The sequence below is a fragment of the Pseudomonas sp. PSKL.D1 genome (assembly GCF_028898945.1).
Classification (GTDB): domain Bacteria; phylum Pseudomonadota; class Gammaproteobacteria; order Pseudomonadales; family Pseudomonadaceae; genus Aquipseudomonas.
Window position 1 is genome coordinate 2,488,650 of record NZ_CP118607.1, and the last position, 16,082, is coordinate 2,504,731.

The 16,082-nt window shown below is 64.5% G+C and carries 11 protein-coding genes; 1 reads left to right on the forward strand and 10 read right to left on the reverse strand.

Going from position 1 to position 16,082, the window contains the following annotated elements:
• Positions 1–189 precede the first annotated feature (189 nt).
• From PVV54_RS11130 to mexE, 3 genes are read right to left on the reverse strand one after another with little or no spacing between them, the layout of a single operon-like run.
• A complete protein-coding gene (locus PVV54_RS11130) occupies positions 190–1,608 on the reverse strand; it encodes an efflux transporter outer membrane subunit (RefSeq protein ID WP_274909978.1) in 1,419 nt (472 codons plus the stop codon).
• Positions 1,605–4,784: an efflux RND transporter permease subunit gene (locus tag PVV54_RS11135; RefSeq protein WP_274909979.1), complete on the reverse strand. Its 3,180-nt coding sequence runs from the start codon at positions 4,782–4,784 to the stop codon at positions 1,605–1,607. The genes PVV54_RS11130 and PVV54_RS11135 overlap by 4 nt, the downstream gene beginning before the upstream one ends.
• A gap of 12 nt (positions 4,785–4,796) precedes the next feature.
• Complete coding sequence (mexE, locus tag PVV54_RS11140; RefSeq protein ID WP_274909980.1) at positions 4,797–6,038, reverse strand: multidrug efflux RND transporter periplasmic adaptor subunit MexE; 1,242 nt, start codon at positions 6,036–6,038, stop codon at positions 4,797–4,799.
• Positions 6,039–6,254: 216 nt separating this feature from the next.
• On the opposite strand from mexE, the gene PVV54_RS11145 reads away from it, so the two are divergent.
• Positions 6,255–9,032: an amino acid adenylation domain-containing protein gene (locus PVV54_RS11145; protein ID WP_274909981.1), complete on the forward strand. Its 2,778-nt coding sequence runs from the start codon at positions 6,255–6,257 to the stop codon at positions 9,030–9,032.
• Here PVV54_RS11145 and PVV54_RS11150 read toward each other — a convergent pair.
• From PVV54_RS11150 to PVV54_RS11180, 7 genes are all read right to left on the reverse strand, one after another.
• Positions 9,007–9,630 carry an RraA family protein gene (locus tag PVV54_RS11150; protein ID WP_274909982.1) on the reverse strand — a complete coding sequence of 208 codons (624 nt, stop codon included), beginning with the start codon at positions 9,628–9,630 and terminating at the stop codon, positions 9,007–9,009. The two genes, PVV54_RS11145 and PVV54_RS11150, sit on opposite strands and share 26 nt — an antisense overlap.
• Positions 9,627–10,016: a RidA family protein gene (locus PVV54_RS11155; protein ID WP_274909983.1), complete on the reverse strand. Its 390-nt coding sequence runs from the start codon at positions 10,014–10,016 to the stop codon at positions 9,627–9,629. The genes PVV54_RS11150 and PVV54_RS11155 overlap by 4 nt, the downstream gene beginning before the upstream one ends.
• Before the next feature lie 145 nt (positions 10,017–10,161).
• The gene (locus PVV54_RS11160; protein ID WP_274909984.1) at positions 10,162–11,469 is read right to left on the reverse strand and encodes an OprD family porin; all 1,308 of its coding nucleotides are present in this window, start codon (positions 11,467–11,469) and stop codon (positions 10,162–10,164) included.
• A 43-nt stretch (positions 11,470–11,512) separates the two neighbouring features.
• Positions 11,513–12,838 (reverse strand): MFS transporter, encoded by a 1,326-nt coding sequence (locus tag PVV54_RS11165; RefSeq protein ID WP_274909985.1) that lies wholly within the window; start codon positions 12,836–12,838, stop codon positions 11,513–11,515.
• Positions 12,839–12,969: 131 nt separating this feature from the next.
• Positions 12,970–13,899, reverse strand: coding sequence for a 2-hydroxyacid dehydrogenase (locus PVV54_RS11170; protein WP_274909986.1), 930 nt, complete (start codon positions 13,897–13,899; stop codon positions 12,970–12,972).
• Positions 13,896–14,651: a class II aldolase/adducin family protein gene (locus tag PVV54_RS11175; protein ID WP_274909987.1), complete on the reverse strand. Its 756-nt coding sequence runs from the start codon at positions 14,649–14,651 to the stop codon at positions 13,896–13,898. Before PVV54_RS11175 ends, PVV54_RS11170 begins: the two co-directional genes overlap by 4 nt.
• Before the next feature lie 13 nt (positions 14,652–14,664).
• Complete coding sequence (locus PVV54_RS11180) at positions 14,665–15,960, reverse strand: MFS transporter (RefSeq protein WP_274909988.1); 1,296 nt, start codon at positions 15,958–15,960, stop codon at positions 14,665–14,667.
• Positions 15,961–16,082: the final 122 nt, after the last annotated feature.

Here is a 16,082-nt window from a genome sequence, read left to right on the forward strand (position 1 = left end):
GGATGAATCCGCTCCTACAAGTGATGCGCTGCCCTTGTAGGAGCGGATTCATCCGCGATGCGCCGCAAAGCGGCGCTCGACCTCACAAACAACAAACACCTCAAGGCGAACAAAAAAATGCCCCACAGGCCAGGGGCCTGCGGGGCAAACGGTTGGGAGAGTAACCAACCAAAGGAGCTGTGTGTACGTTCAGCGCGTGCTGGCTACCGTTTCAGGCTGCCAGCCACCGCCCAGGGCCTTGTAGATCGAGACAATGCCGCGGTAAAGCTCGACCTCGCCCACGGCCTGGGCATCTTCGGCGCTCAGGCGCTCGCGTTCGGCGTCCAGCAGCACCAGGTAATCCACCGTGCCTTCGCGGTAGCGCACCGAGGCCAGGTCGGCCGCCTTGCGGCTGGCCTCGCTCTGGCGAATCAGCGACAGCAACCGTTGCTGAGTCTTGTCGTAATCGCTGAAGGCATTGGCCGATTCCTCCAGGGCAAGCAGTACCTGCTGTTCATAGCTGGCCAGCGCACCTTCGGCATCGGCCTTGGCACCGCGCAGGCGGGCCCGCACGCTGCCCAGGTCGAACGCGGCCCAGGTGATGCTCGGGCCCAGCGCCCAGGCATTGGCCGCCGAGGAGCCGATCTGCGAACCCCGGGCGGCGGTAAAGCCCAGGAAGCCGCTAAGGCTCACCCGCGGGAACAGGTCGGCGGTGGCCACGCCAACATTGGCGGTGGCCGCCGCCAGTTGACGTTCGGCGCTACGAATGTCCGGGCGGCGGCGCAGCAGTTCGCCCGGGTCGCCAACTGGCAGGGCTTTGGCGATGGCAGGCAGGGCCTTGGGCGACAAGTCCACGCTCAAGGCGTCCGGGCGCTGGCCGAGGAGGGTGGCGATGCGGTGCCGGGCGCGAGCTTGTTCGGCCTGCAGCTGTGGCACGGTGGCTTCGACGCCGGCCAGGCGTGCATCGGCGCGCACCACATCCAGTTCGTTGCCCACGCCGGCATCGCGCAGGGTGACGGTGATGGTGCGCGATTCCTGCTGGGTCTTGAGGTTGGCCACGGCAATTTTCTCGCGCAGCTGCGCCCCGCGCAGCTGGCCATAAGCGTCGACCAGTTCGGCAATCAGGCTGACCTGCAGCTGTTGCAGGTCGGCCTGGGCGGCGTCCGCCTGGGCATCGCTGGCCTCGATCTGGCGCTGAATGCGGCCGAACAGGTCAAGCTCCCAGGCCATGTCCAGGCCGAGGTCATAGCGTTCGCTGTTGACCCGGTCCTCGGTCTGGCCGGGAATCTGGCCCTTGCCAATGTCGCTGCTGACGCGGCTGGTGACCACCGGCAACTGGTCGTTGGCGGCGTCATCGCGTATGGCCCGTGCCGATTTCAGGCGGGCGAAGGCCACGCGCAGGTCGCGGTTACCGTCCAGGGAGGTCTGCACCAACTGGTTCAGTACCGGGTCGTCGAACTGCTTCCACCAGATGCTTTCGAAGCGGCTGCGGTCGAAGGCCTTGGCCTGTGCGTCCTGGCTGTCGAAATGCGCCGGTTCAGTGGCGGGGGCCTGGTAGTCCGGGCCCACTGCACAGGCTGCCAGGGCCAAGGCAAGCAGGCTTGGGGTCAGGGGTTTGAGCAGGTTCATGCGTGGCTCTCCAGGCGTTGAGCGCGCTCGGCCTTGCGGGCCTGGCGACGCTCGACGAAACGGCGGATCAGGAAGAAGAACACCGGGGTCAGGAACAGGCCGAACACAGTCACGCCAATCATCCCCGAGAACACCGCCACACCCATGGCATGGCGCATTTCCGAGCCGGCACCCGAGGAGAACACCAGCGGCACCACACCCATGATGAAGGCGATCGAGGTCATCAGGATTGGCCGCAGGCGCAGGCGGCAGGCTTCCAGTACTGCGGCCAACGGGTCGAGGCCCTTGGCCTGTTCATCCTTGGCGAACTCGACGATCAGGATGGCGTTCTTGCACGCCAGGCCCACCAGCACGATCAGGCCGATCTGGGTGAAGATGTTGTTATCCCCCCCGGAAACGATCACCCCGGTAATGGCCGACAGCAGGGTCATCGGCACGATCAGGATCACCGCCAGCGGCAGGCTCCAGCTTTCGTACTGGGCCGCCAGCACCAGGAAGGCCAGCAACACGCACAGCGGGAATACCAGCAGCGCGGTGTTGCCCGAGAGGATCTGCTGGTAGGTCAGGTCGGTCCACTCGAAGGTCATGCCGTTGGGCAGTTCTTCCTTGAGCAGCTTCTCGATGGCGGCCTCGGCCTGGCCGGAGCTATAGCCGGGTGCCGCCGCACCGTTGATTTCGGCGGTGATGAAGCCGTTGTAGTGCATCACCCGGTCCGGGCCAGAGGTGTCGCTGACCTTGAGGAAGGTCGCCAGCGGGATCATCTCGCCCAGATTGTTGCGCACCTTCAACTGGCCGATTTGCTCGGCATCCAGGCGGAACTGCTGCTCGGCCTGAACGTTGACCTGGTAGGTGCGGCCAAAGCGGTTGAAGTCGTTGGTGTACAGCGAGCCCAGGTAAACCTGCAAGGTGTCGAAGATGTCGGTGATGGCCACGCCGTGGGTCTTGGCCTTTTCCCGGTCGATGGCGGCATCGACCTGCGGCACGTTGACCTGGTAGCTGGTGAACAGCCCGGCCAGCTCCGGCACGTTATGGCTCTTGGCAATGATGTTCTGGGTTTCCTTGTACAGCGCTTCGTAGCCCAGGTTGCCACGGTCCTCGATCTGCAGGCGGAAGCCGCCGATGGTGCCCAGGCCTTGTACCGGCGGTGGCGGGAAGATGGCGATGTAGGCGTCCTGAATATCAGCGAACTTGGCGTTCAGCGCTGCCGCGATGGCCGCTGCCGACTGGCTCGGGTCCTTGCGCTCGTCAAACGGCTTGAGCGGGGTGAACACGATGCCGCTGTTGGGGCTGTTGGTGAAGCCGTTGATCGACAGGCCCGGGAAGGCCACCGAGTCGGCCACGCCAGGTTGCTCCAGGGCAATTTCGCTCATCTTCTTGATGACCGCTTCGGTACGGTCCAGGCTGGCCGCATCCGGCAGTTGCGCGAATGCCACCAGGTACTGCTTGTCCTGCGCCGGCACAAACCCGGTTGGCGTGGACGAGAAGCCCAGGTAAGTCAGGCCCATCAGGCCGGCATACACGAACAGGGCAATGCCGCTGGAGCGGATGACCCGGCGCACGCCACCGACGTAGCGGTTGGAGGCACGGTCGAAGAAGCGGTTGAACGGCGCGAACAGCCAGCCACCCAGCAGCTTGTCGAGGAACCGCGAGAACCGGTCTTTGGGCGCGTGGTGGTCCTTGAGCAGCACGGCGGCCAGGGCCGGCGACAGGGTCAGCGAGTTGAACGCCGAAATGACGGTGGAGATGGCGATGGTCAGGGCAAACTGCTTGTAGAACTGCCCCGTAAGGCCGGAAATGAACGCCGCCGGCACAAACACGGCGCACAGCACCAGCGCGGTGGCGATGATCGGCCCGGTCACTTCGCCCATGGCCTTTTGCGTGGCCTCAAGCGGTTTAAGGCCCAGCCCGATGTTGCGCTCGACGTTCTCCACCACCACGATCGCGTCGTCCACCACGATACCGATGGCCAATACCAGGCCGAACAATGACAAGGCGTTGAGCGAGAAGCCAAACAGGTGCATCACCGCAAAAGTGCCGATCAGCGACACCGGCACGGCCAGCAGCGGGATGATCGAGGCGCGCCAGGTCTGCAGGAACAGGATCACCACCAGCACCACCAGCACCAGGGCTTCGAACAGGGTGTGTACCACCGCTTCGATGGAGCCGCGCACGAAGATGGTCGGGTCATAGACGATGCTGTAGTCCATCCCCTCCGGGAAGTCCTTCTTCAGCTCGGCCATTTTCGCCCGCACCTCGTCGGAGATCTCAATGGCGTTGGACCCCGGGCGCTGGAAGATCGGGATGGCCACGGCCGGCTGGTTGTTCAGCAGCGAACGCAAGGCGTACTGGCTGGAACCGAGTTCGACCCGGGCGATGTCCTTCAGGCGGGTGATTTCGCCATCGGCACCGGCGCGGATGATGATGTTTTCGAACTCTTCCTCATTGACCAGGCGGCCCTGGGTGTTGATCGACAGCTGGAAACTGGTGCTGCCGGGGGCGGGCGGGGCGCCCAGCTGGCCGGCGGCCACCTGGCGGTTTTGCTCGCGGATGGCAGCGACCACGTCGCTGGCGGTGAGGTTGCGCGAAGCGGTCTTGTTCGGGTCGAGCCACACGCGCAGCGAGTAGTCGCCCATGCCGAACAGCTGCACGTCACCCACACCGCCCAGGCGGGCCAGTTCATCCTTGATGTTGAGGATGGCGTAGTTGGACAGGTAGAGCATGTCGTAGCGGTTGTCCGGCGAGGTCAGGTGCACGACCATGGTCAGGTCGGGCGAAGCCTTGTCGACGGTGATACCGATGCGTGTCACTTCTTCCGGCAGCTTGGGCTGGGTGCGGGTGACGCGGTTTTGCACCTGCACCTGGGCGTTGTCCAGGTCGGTACCCAGGGCAAAGGTGATGGTCAGCGTCAGCTTGCCATCGGCGGTGGACTGCGAGGACATGTACAGCATGTTCTCGACACCGGTAATGGCCTGCTCCAGCGGTGCGGCGACGGTTTCGCCAATCACCTTGGGGTTGGCGCCGGGGAAGTTGGCGCGCACCACCACGGTGGGCGGGACCACTTCCGGGTACTCGCTGATTGGCAGCTGGAACAGCGAGATGGAGCCCGCAATCAGCAGCACCAGCGACAGCACCGCCGCAAAGATGGGCCGGGTAATGAAGAATTTGGAAAAGTTCATCGGTAGTGTCCCTTAACCGCGTGGCGCCTGGGCGCTGGCGACTTTTTCAGTGGAGCCGGCAACCTTCTGCACACGGTTGCTGGCCTCCAGGGCCTGGCGTTGCTGGGCGAGGGCGGCGAGGGTTTGTTCGCTGGCCATCGGCGTTTCTTCGGGCGTGACCGGCGAACCCGGCCGCACGCGCTGCAGGCCCTTGACCACGATGCGGTCGTCCTTGCTCAGGCCGCTGCGCACGATGCGCAGGCCTTCAAGTTTTGGCCCCAGTTCGACGGCGCGGTAGGCAGCCTTGTTGTCCTTGTCCATCACCAGCACGAACTTCTTGCCAAGGTCGGTGCCCACGGCTTCGTCGTTGATCAGCACGGCGTCGTACTGGGCGCTGCCCACCAGCTTCAGGCGGGCGTACAGGCCCGGGGTGAACTGGCCGTCGCGGTTGTCGAACACCGCCCGGCCACGGATGGTGCCGGTGCGCGGGTTGACCTGGTTGTCGACGAAGTTCATCTGGCCCAGGTGCGGGTTGCCGGTTTCGTTGGTCAGGCCCAGATACACCGGGGTGGCCTGGCCGCGCTGGCCTTCACGCGCCAGCTGGGTGTACTTGAGGTACACGCGCTCGTCGGCGTCGAAGTAGGCATAGACCTTGTCGGTGGACACCACGCTGGTCAGCGGTGTGACGTCGGCGGTGACGATGTTGCCGGCGGTGAACTGGGCGCGGCTGACACGGCCGCTGATGGGGGCGGTGACGCGGGTGAAGCTCAGGTTCAGGCGCGCCAGGTCAAGCTGGGCCTGGATCGCATCCACACCGGCACGGGCTTCGGCGGCGGCGCTGCTGCGCGATTCGGCCAGCTCCGCCGAGATGGCGTTGCTGTCACGCAGGCGCTCGCCACGGCGGGCTTCGTTGGCGCTGCGAATGGCGGTGGCCTTGGCTTGTTGCAGTTGCGCTTCGAGGCGGCGCACTTCGGCCTGGAACGGGCGTGGGTCAATCTGGAACAGCAAGTCGCCTTTCTTGACCTGGGCACCTTCGGTGAAACCTACCAGGTCGATCTGGCCGGAAACCCGTGGGCGGACTTCGACGGTTTCCGGTGCTTCCAGGCGGCCGGTGAACTCGTCCCATTCATTGATTGGTTGTTCCAGAACCTTGGCAACGCTGACCTTGGGCGCGGCGGGAGCCTGCACGGCGTCGGGGGTGCGGCCACAAGCGCTGAGCACCACCACTGCCAGGGCAGCAAGCGGGAAGCGCAAGGGTTTGAGTGAGTGATCCATGGAGAACTCCGCCAATGTATTAGTAGTGGGCGGAGTGTGAGTGCCTTGCGCGTGGCGCACGAATCGAACGGAGCGAAGGTTATTATCACGGGCAATGATATTGCCGAGCCATTTATCGATATCGCGCATGGGCAAACTGATGGCGCAGTGGTAAGTCCTGCACTAGGGTTGAATTCACCCAGCCCACGGTATTTAGCGCAGCGAGTACTCCACGCCATGTCGGATTTGCGCCCTAAACCCTGCCTGCCTCTGAAGTACCAGACCAGTCGCCTGATTTTCAGCGACTTTCTGCTTCAGGCCGCCGATGCGCCAGACGCATTGGCCGTCAACGCCCCTGACGTGAGATGCAGTTACGGCCAACTGGAGGCGATCAGCCGTGGCATTGCGGCAACCTTGCTCGGTCATGGAGCTAAGCCGTCAGACCGGGTGGTCATCGTTGCCAGCCGTTGCGCGGGGCTGGTCTATGCCATGCTCGGGGCCCTTCGCGCGGGGTTGGTGTTCACGGTTGCCGACACGGCGTACCCGCCAGCCCGCATCGCGCAGATTCTCGACACCCTGGAGCCTGTGTGGGTATTGCTGTGCGGTGATGCCCAAGCTGATACGCCGTTGCCAACGTTGCGCGTGCCCGAGGCGCCTGACGCTGCACTAGGGCAGTTCAGCGGCAAGGGTGCTACCTTGCCGGACATCTCCCCCGAGCAACCGGCCTACGTCACCTTCACCTCGGGCAGCACCGGCGTGCCGAAGGGCGTGGTGACCCACCATGCGCCGCTGGTGCATTTCGTTGAATGGCATGTGAAACGTCACGGTTTTACCAGCAACGACCATTTCTCGCTGTTGTCCGGCCTGGGCCATGACCCGGTGTACCGGGACATCTTCACGCCGCTGTCGATCGGTGCCAGCGTGTTCTGCCCGCTGCAGTCGACCGTGGTCAACCCCTCGCAGCTGGCGGGCTGGATACACCACCACGGCATTTCGGTAATGCACCTGACACCGCCGTTGGGCAAGTTGATCGCGTCGGGTGCCAGCGCCGGGCAGCGGGTGCTGGCCTCACTGCGCTGGATGTTCTGGGGCGGCGATGTGCTGAGCCCGTTGCTGTATGAGCAGATGTGCAGCGTGGCGCCCAACGCTGGGCATGTGGTTTTTTATGGCACGACCGAGACGCCACAGGCCATGGGCTTTCACCAGCTGGCCGTTGCAACGGGCAAAGTGCCGTTGGGCCAGGGCATCGAAGGGGCGCAGTTGCTGGTAGTGGGCGATGGCGGCCAGCTGGCCGATGCAGGCGAGGCCGGGGAAATCCTGATTCGCAGCCCGTACTTGTCACTGGGGTACTGGCGCGACCCTGTGCTGACCGCGCAGAAGTTCGTGATCAACCCGTTCACCGCTGTCGAGGGTGACCGCTGCTACCGCACCGGCGACCTGGGTGTTTACCTTGCCGATGGCTGCGTGGAGTTTCTCGGGCGGGCAGATTGCCAGGTGAAAATTCGCGGCCACCGGATCGAACTGGGCGAAGTCGAGCATGCGGTTGCCGCACTGGCGCAGGTTGCACAATGTGCGGTCCTGGCCGCCCCGGACGGCGCAACGCCGAAGCTTGTGGCCTTTTGTGTCCTGCACTCACCGCTGACACCCGGGCAGCTGCGTGACGCCGTGGCGCAGCAATTACCGGACTACATGGTGCCGGCGCAATGCCTGTTCATCGACGCGGTGCCGCTCACCCCCAATGGCAAGGTCGACCGGCGTGCGTTGCTGGCCATGCTGGACAGCCCGGCAGAGGGCGACGAGGCGTTGGCACCGCTGACCCGGCAGTTGGCCGATCAATGGGCGCAGATCCTCCAGGTATCGCGCATCGATACCAACCTGAACTTCATCGAACTGGGCGGTGATTCGCTGTCCTACGTGCAGGCGTCGTTGGTGCTGCAGGAGCTGCTTGGGCAGCTGCCGCCACGCTGGGAAACGATCCCCGTGAATGCGCTGGCGGCGTGGCGCATCAGCGACCCGGCCAAGGCGCCAGCGCTGCAGGCGATGGAAATGCCCGTGTTCATGCGCATGGCAGCAATTTTACTCATCGTGCTCGGCCACTTCGGGTTGCTCACTCAAGGGCTGGTGATGGGCGAGACGACGGCGTTGTTCCTGGTTTCCGGCATAGGCCTGGCACGCTTTCAGGTCAATGCCATTCACGAGCGGGGCAATGCGCGGTCACTGCTCAGGTCGATGGCCGCCATCGCGGTGCCGACCTTGTTGTACACCGTGCTGCTGCAACTGCTGTTCGACAGGGTACGCTGGCAGTCGCTGTTGCTGGTGTCCAACTGGTTCCCCGCCAGCGAGGTGGGCCACTTCCATTACTGGTACATCGAAGTGCTGGTGCAGATGCTGTTGATCATCGGCCTGGCGTTGTCGTTCAGGCGTGTGCGTGAAGTGCTGGCTGCCGACCCGTTTCACAGCCTGCTACTGACCGCCTGCGCGCTGCTGGTGGTGGATGCGCTGCTCAGCCTGTTCGTGTTCGACGCCACGCATTTGTACAACCGGGTGCCGCAGCACTACCTGGCGGCGATGGTGCTTGGCATGGCCGTGCACCATGCCGGTTCCACCTCGCGCAAGTGGTTGGCCAGCGCCGTGGCGGTGTTGATGATCGGTGAATTGCAGGCCATTGGTACGGCCGGGCACGACTGGCACCAGTGGCTGGCCGATGTGCATATCGACATTGCCTTGCCAGCGGCGCTGGCGCTGATCTGGTTCAAGTCCGTGCCGTTGCCTGGCGCCATTGCCCGGGGCGGGGCAGTGATCGCGTCTTCAACGCTGTTCATCTACCTGACCCATTACCAGTTCCAGTCGGTGGCCAAACGCATCAGCGACCAGCCGGGCGTGGCGGTTGTCCTGGCGCTTCTGGGCGGCATTGTGGTGGGTTACTGCTGGAACACCGTGGCCCGCCTGGCCCTGGCGGGTTGGGGGCGGGCCTGGCGCAAGCGCCCGCTCAAGGCGCGGGCGGTGCAAGGCTGAGCACCTGCTGCAACGGTTCGCCGTTGCGCAGGCGTGCCAGCAAGGCGGGTTCGGCCAGGTCCGAGGCCAGCGCGCGGTCGACCACCTTCGCCAGGGGGGCATCCGGCAAGGCAATAACCCCGTTGTCATCCGCCAGCACGATTTCCCCAGGGTTTACCGTAACACCGCCGCAATGGATGGCCACGTTCAGCGCACTGGCCGCGCCGCCGAGCAGTTTGGTGGTGAGCTGGCTCGTACCACGGGCGAACACCGGCAACTGGCAGCTGCGCAGCTCGTTGAGGTCGGTGACCACGCCATCGACAACGATACCGGCTGCGCCCTGGCAGCGCGCGGCGTACTGGGTCACGGCCCCGACGCAGGCATGCGCATGGTCGCCCACGGTGTCGATCACCAGCACATCGCCGGGCTGCAGGCTGGCCAATGCCCGGTTGACCGCGCAGGCATCGGGTTCGGCCAGGCGCAGGGTCAGGGCGCGGCCCACGATGCGGCCACCCGGGACCATGGCACGCACCTCATGGCTGACGAAGCCGCATTCGAGAAAATGGCCAAGGGTGGCGAAACTGACTTCGCGCAGTTTGCCGATCAGGGTGTCGTTCATTGCGCGGGCTCCTTGTTGATCAGCTCGGCCACGCAGTCGATTTCCAGGCTTACCCCCCAAAGCTGCACGCATACCGTGGTGCGGGCAGGTGGGGCGTGCCCAAGGATTTCCCGGTAGACGTTGTTGAATGGCTCCAATTGCGCCGGGTCGGTAAGGTAGGCGTTGACCTTGACGATGTGCGACAGGCTGGAGCCTGCTGTTTCAAGGATCGCGGCCAGGTTGGCGAAGGTCTGGCGGACCTGGGCTTCGAAGGTGTCCGGTTGATCGTCGAGGCTGGCGCGTGAGGGGATTTGCCCGGCGGTGAATACCAGATGGCCGCTGACGACTGCCTGGGAATAGGGCCCAACCGGGCTGATGGTGCCGGGGGCTGTGTGGATGCGTTGCATGGTGGCTCCTTGAAAGACGAAACACGGTCCCCTGTAGGAGCGGCTTCAGCCGCGATCACCGGCGTAGCCGGTGCCCTGCACCGCGTCGGCTGCATCGCGGCTGAAGCCGCTCCTACAGGAATTGCGCAGGCGCTTGAATTTGGGGTCAGAACAGCGCCAGGCTGTAACTGACGATCAACCGGTTCTGCTCCTGATCGGGGTCGATCTGCGAGTGCAGCAGGCCTTGCCGCCACGCCAGGCCCAAGCCTTTGAGCGGCCCATCCTGGATCACGTAGTCCAGGCCCAGGTCGCGCTCCCATTCGCTGGCGTCCCGGCCTGAGGTGGTGCGGATGTCATCACCCTTCAGGTACATCAGCGAAAACTTCAGCCCCGGCACGCCCGCCGCGGCAAAGTCGTAACTGTACTGGGCAAACGCGGTACGCTCGCCGGCCCGGTTGAAGCTGGCCAGCATGCGATCGGTGTGCAGGTAGAGGCTGGCGCCAGCGGCGCCTTTGCCACTGAGCGAGCCTTGGTTGGGCTGCACGAAATTGCTGCCGCCCGACACCTGCTGATACCCGGCCATCAGGGCATGGCCCTGCACGGCGTAGGTCAGCGCGGCACTCCAGGTGTGGTTGTCGATTTCGCCATCGTTGCCTTCGGTGTAGCCACCTACCCGGTAGCCGCTGGCGCGGCCGGCGGCGCTGGCGTTGGCGCCGTCGCTGAGGCTGCGAAAGTAGCGCAGCTCGGTTTTCAGCGACTGGCCCGCCGGCAGTTGCAGGGTGTGGGTCAGGCCGGCGAAATGCTGATTGTAGTAGTCCTCAAGGTTGGCGAAGTAATATTGCAGGGTCAGTTGCTTGCCGAGTTGATAGTCGCCGCCAGCAAACAGGAACTGGTCGCTGGTGCGCGTGCCCCCGGCCACGGCCAGGCCGGTGCGGTCGCTGGAGCCTCGGCTGGTTGCCCGGTCCAGGCGCCCGCCGGTCAGGGTCAGGCCGGCAATGTCGGTGGAGGTGACTTGCCCGCCTTCAAAGGTTTGCGGCAGCAGGCGGCCGTCGTTGTAGGTCAGTACCGGCAGCTTTGGCATCAGCGTGCCATAGCGCAATTCGGTGTTCGCCACCTTCAGTTTCGGGGTCAGCCCCAAGCGGCTCCATTGGCCTGCCGCACCGTTGCCATCATCGGGGATCATGTTGCTACCCCGGTGGCGGCCACTGCCACTGTCGAGGGTGACGCCCATCAGGCCGAGTGCATCGAGGCCAACGCCGACCGGGCCGTTGGTGTAGCCCGACTTGAAGTCCAGGACAAAGGCCTGCGCCCATTCCTCGGTCTTGCTTTGCCCGGCGCTGCCAGGCTGGTCACGGAAGTCATTGCTGAAGTAGAAATTGCGCAGCCCCAGGCTGGCGTGGCTGCCAGCCAGCAGGTCGGCGTGGGCGAGCGGGGCCAGGGCAACGGCGCTCGCGGTCATCAGGTATTTGTTCATCGAAATAGGCTCTGCAAACGGGAAATGAGTGTGGGAGGGCGGCTTATTGGCGCGCGGTATCGATGTCCCGTTTGAAGGTTTCGGTGAGCAGCAGCAGGGCGATCAGTGACACGGCCGCCGAGCCGATCATGTACCAGGCAATTGACGAACCCTTGCCAGTCCACGACAGCAATGCGGTGGTCACCAGCGGCGTGGCGGCACTGCCCAGCAGGCCTGAAAGCATGTAGCTGATCGACAGCCCGGAGTAGCGCACCCGGGTGCCGAACAGTTCGGCCAGGAAGGTGGCGATGGGGCCGTAATTGGCGGCGAAGGCGGTCATCAGCAGCAGGTAGCCGGCGAACACCAGGCCGAGCACCTGGGTGTCCATCAGCCAGAACATCGGGAATGCCACCAGCGCCTCGGCGACGATGCCGCCGATGATGATCGGCTTGCGCCCAACGCGGTCGGACAGCGCACCGAAGAACGGCAGCAAGGCGATGCACGCAGCGCAAGACACCAGCACCACGCTGAGCATTTCACCCCGCGAGAAGCCCAGCGTCTGGGTGCCATACGTGAGGCCGAAGGCCACGATCAGGTTGTACGAGGTGCCGGTCGACATGGTCGCCACACCCCCAAGCAGCACCTGCTTCCAGTATTTGCGCAGCACCTCCAGCAGTGGCACTTTCACCTGCGCGCCCTTGTTTTCCACGGCCTTGAACGACGGGGTTTCGTGGATATTCAGGCGAATGTACAGGCCCACGGCAATCAGCAACACACTGAGCAAAAACGGCACGCGCCAGCCCCAGTCCAGCAGTTGCTCGGTGCTCAGGGTGGTGGCAAACAGCAGGAACACCAGGTTGGCCAGCATCGTGCCCGCCGGCACGCCAATCTGCACCCATGAGCCATACAGCCCGCGCTGGTGCCTGGGGGCATGTTCCACGGCCATCAGCACCGCGCCGCCCCATTCACCGCCCAGCGCCAGGCCCTGGATGATGCGCAGGGTCAGTAGCAGGATTGGCGCCCAGATGCCCACGGTTTCATAGTCTGGCAACAGGCCGATGGCAAAGGTGGCCGCGCCCATGGTCAGCAGCGAAATCAGCAGCATCGACTTGCGCCCCAGGCGGTCGCCGAAGTGGCCGAACAAGGCTGCGCCGACAATGCGTGCGCCGTAGGCCGAGGCGAAGGTGCCGAAGGCCAGCAGCGTACCCACCAGCGGGTCGAAGCCGGGGAAGAAGATTTTGTTGAACACCAGGGCCGAAGCCGTGGCGAAGAGGAACAGGTCGTACCACTCGACGGTGGTGCCGATCACGCTGGCCACCGCGACTTTTCTCATGTCGGCGGTGCGTTGGGGTTGCGCGCTTGCAGCTTCGGTGTAAGCAGGACTGGTCATTGCCATTTTCTCCCGAATGATGGGTTCTCGTTGTTCTTGGCAGTTGAAGGTGGCGCAGGGTGTTTCTTGTTTTTGGGCAAAGCGGGCCCACGAAGGGCCAACATGGCCCCTCGGGGTAAACAGGTTGCGGGTTAGTAGCCCAGCGCTGGGTCTACGCGGTTCAGCAAAGGTTCTTTACAGGCCAGGCGGCGGGCGTTTTCCGCAACCTGTTGGGCAATGCAATCATGGGAGGCACAGCTGGCCATGTGTGGCGTGATGATGATGCCCGGGGTGGCCCACAACCGGTTGTCCAGCGGTAACGGCTCCTTCTCGAACACGTCCAGCACCGCGCCCCGCAGGCGGCCACTTTCGACGGCGTGGATCAGGTCGTCGGCCTGCAGGTGCTGGCCACGTCCGCAGTTGATCACCGCCGCGCCGGGGGCCAGTGCGTGGAAGGTGTCGCGGCACAGAATGCCGCGGGTTTGCGGGGTCAGTGGCAACAGGTTCACCAGCAGGTCGACGCCCTGCAAGAACGCATCAAACTGACCTTCGCCGGCGTACGTGCGCACGCCGGTGACTTGCCTGGCCGTGCGTGACCAGCCGCGCACGGCGTAGCCGGCAGCGGCCAGCTCGGCAGCAATGGCGCCACCCAGCGAGCCCAGGCCCATCACGCCGATGTGAAACTCGCCGGCCGGGCGCTGCGGGTGGCGGCGCCACAGCTGTTGTTGCTGTTGCGCCATGGCCAGGTCGAAGTCGCGGTGATAGTGGATCACCGCCCAGCGTACGTACTCGGCCATGCCCTGGCGGTGCGCCGGGTCAACCACCCGGCACACGGGCAGGGCGGGTTGGGCCGGGTCGTTGGCCAGGTGATCGACCCCGGCGGCTACGGAGTGAATCAGTTTGAGGTTGGGCAGGGCGCTCAAGCTGCCCGCCGGTGGGAACCAGCAGGCGGCCACCTGCGCCTCTTGGGCAGCGGGGTCATTGGCCAACACCACGCGCAGTTGCGGTGCACTGCGGGCAAAGGCCGCTTGCAACTGGCCCAGCAATGCCTGGTCGGTGGACAGCAGTACCAACGGTTTCATGAGCAGTACGACTCGCGTTGGCCTTCGATCAGGGTGAGGGCAGCGTTCCAGCTGAGCGCGATGATTTCTGACGAGTCGTCACGCTCAAACTGTGCAGCGGTGTGGTGGCACACGGCCTCGCTCGGGTAGATCAGCTTGCTGCCACCGGCCAGGGCCTGGACCTGGGCCTGGCAGGCGCGCTCCAGGAAGTGGATCTCGTGAAACGCATGCGCCACGCTAGCACCCCCGGCCAGCAGGCCATGGTTGCGCAGGATCATTGCCTTGTGCGGCCCCAGGTCGGCGATCAGCCGTTCGCGCTCGTCCAGCGACAGGGCAATGCCTTCGTACTGGTGATAGGCCAGCTTGCCGTAAAACTTCAGTGCATGCTGGCTGATGGGCAGCAAGCCGTGCTCCTGGGCCGACACGGCAATCCCGGCGGCGGTGTGGGTGTGGATCACGCAGTGCAGGTCGGGGCGGGCCATATGAATGGCCGAGTGGATCACGAAGCCTGCGGCATTCACCCGGCGCTCGCCGAAGGCCTCGTCCACCACGTTGCCGTGCTGGTCGATGCGCACCAGGTCGCTGGCGCGCATGCGGTCGAACAACACCCCGTAGCGGTTGATCAGGAAGTGGTGCTCAGGCCCCGGAATGCGCAGGGTGATGTGGGTGTCGATCAAGTCGGTCATGCGAAAGTGCGCGACCAACCGGTACAGCGCGGCCAGGTCGCAGCGTGCCTGCCATTCGGCATCACTGATGTTGTGCGGCTTGCTCATGAAAACTCCTGGTTCAACGGGCGATGGCGACGGTGGTTTGCTGCAGCTCGCCGCGCAGGCGGGCCAGGCCACAGACACCGATCAGGGAAAGCGTGGATAATGCGGTGAAGAACAGCGCCAGCGGCAGCCACTCACCGGCAAAACGGTCGGCCAGCAACGTGCCGATGATCGGCGTGCTGCCACCGGCAATGGCGCAAATGAGCTGGTAGGCCAGCGAGATGCCCGAGTAGCGCAGGTGCGCCGGGAAGGCCTGGGTCATGTACCCGGCGATCACCGCATACAGGGCAGACAGCGTGACCACGGCCAGGGCGATGCCGAGGGTCATCAGCACCAGGTTTTGCGTGCCGACCAGCAGGAACATTGGGTAGGGCACGGCCATGCACAGCAGCGCCACCAGTTTGAGGAAACGGCCTTCGCCCATGCGCTCGGCCAGTAGCGCCGCCAGTGGCTGGGTCAGGAACTGCAGGATGGTCACCAGGAACAGGCAGTCGAGGATGGTTGCCCGGGGGATGCCCTGGTAGGTGGTGACGTAGGTGATCATGAAGGTATTGGTGAAGAAGAACCCGGCCGAACCGATGGTCACCGCCAGCGCGGAAAACACAATCTGCCGCCAGCAGTCGCGCACCACCTCCAGCACCGGGTACTTGACCACTTGCTGTTTGGCCTGGGCGGCCTTGAACTCGGGCGATTCGTCGACGCCCAGGCGAATCGCCAGGCCCACCATCATCAGCACGCCGCTGGCCAGGAACGGCAGGCGCCAGCCCCAGCTGAGAAAATCATCCTGATCGAGCATCGACACCAGGCGAAAAGCAATCAGCGCCAAGAGCAGACCCGCCGGGCTCCCCAGTTGGGCGAACGAGGCGTAGAACACCTTGCGCCTGGCCGGTGCGTGTTCGCTGGCCATCAGCACCGCGCCACCCCATTCGCCGCCCACCGAAATGCCCTGGATAATGCGCAGCGCAATCAGGCCCACGGGCGCCCAGATACCGGCCGTGGCGTAGCTGGGCAACAGGCCGATGCCGGTGGTGGCCAGGCCCATCAGCAGCATGGTGAACAGCAGCATCTTCTTGCGCCCCAGGCGGTCGCCCAGGTGGCCGAAGACCATGCCCGCCATGGGGCGGGCAACAAAGCCCACGGCAAAGGTGCCGAACGCCGCCAGGGTGCTGAGCAGCGGGTTGCTGCTGGGGAAAAACACCTGGCCGAGCACCAGCGCCGCCGCGGTGGCGTAGATGTAGAAGTCGTAAAACTCGATGGTGGTACCGACGAACGCGGCCGCCGCCGCGCGTCGCGGCTGGTTGGAGGTATGCATGCAAGGCCCTTCTTGGTGTTATTGGCAGGGGTCTGATGGGGCTGATCCGGTTGCGCTCTGTGTGGCGCTTTCGGGTTTTATCGCCTTGGGGCTATGATTAGTCAATTTGCTAATTCTTATCC

Bases quoted from the DNA above. Each gene is read 5' to 3' on its own strand.
- PVV54_RS11130 (WP_274909978.1), bottom strand. From the start codon at position 1,608: ATGAACCTGCTCAAACCCCTGACCCCAAGCCTGCTTGCCTTGGCCCTG.
- PVV54_RS11135 (WP_274909979.1), bottom strand. From the start codon at position 4,784: ATGAACTTTTCCAAATTCTTCATTACCCGGCCCATCTTTGCGGCGGTG.
- mexE (WP_274909980.1), bottom strand. From the start codon at position 6,038: ATGGATCACTCACTCAAACCCTTGCGCTTCCCGCTTGCTGCCCTGGCA.
- PVV54_RS11145 (WP_274909981.1), top strand. From the start codon at position 6,255: ATGTCGGATTTGCGCCCTAAACCCTGCCTGCCTCTGAAGTACCAGACC.
- PVV54_RS11150 (WP_274909982.1), bottom strand. From the start codon at position 9,630: ATGAACGACACCCTGATCGGCAAACTGCGCGAAGTCAGTTTCGCCACC.
- PVV54_RS11155 (WP_274909983.1), bottom strand. From the start codon at position 10,016: ATGCAACGCATCCACACAGCCCCCGGCACCATCAGCCCGGTTGGGCCC.
- PVV54_RS11160 (WP_274909984.1), bottom strand. From the start codon at position 11,469: ATGAACAAATACCTGATGACCGCGAGCGCCGTTGCCCTGGCCCCGCTC.
- PVV54_RS11165 (WP_274909985.1), bottom strand. From the start codon at position 12,838: ATGACCAGTCCTGCTTACACCGAAGCTGCAAGCGCGCAACCCCAACGC.
- PVV54_RS11170 (WP_274909986.1), bottom strand. From the start codon at position 13,899: ATGAAACCGTTGGTACTGCTGTCCACCGACCAGGCATTGCTGGGCCAG.
- PVV54_RS11175 (WP_274909987.1), bottom strand. From the start codon at position 14,651: ATGAGCAAGCCGCACAACATCAGTGATGCCGAATGGCAGGCACGCTGC.
- PVV54_RS11180 (WP_274909988.1), bottom strand. From the start codon at position 15,960: ATGCATACCTCCAACCAGCCGCGACGCGCGGCGGCGGCCGCGTTCGTC.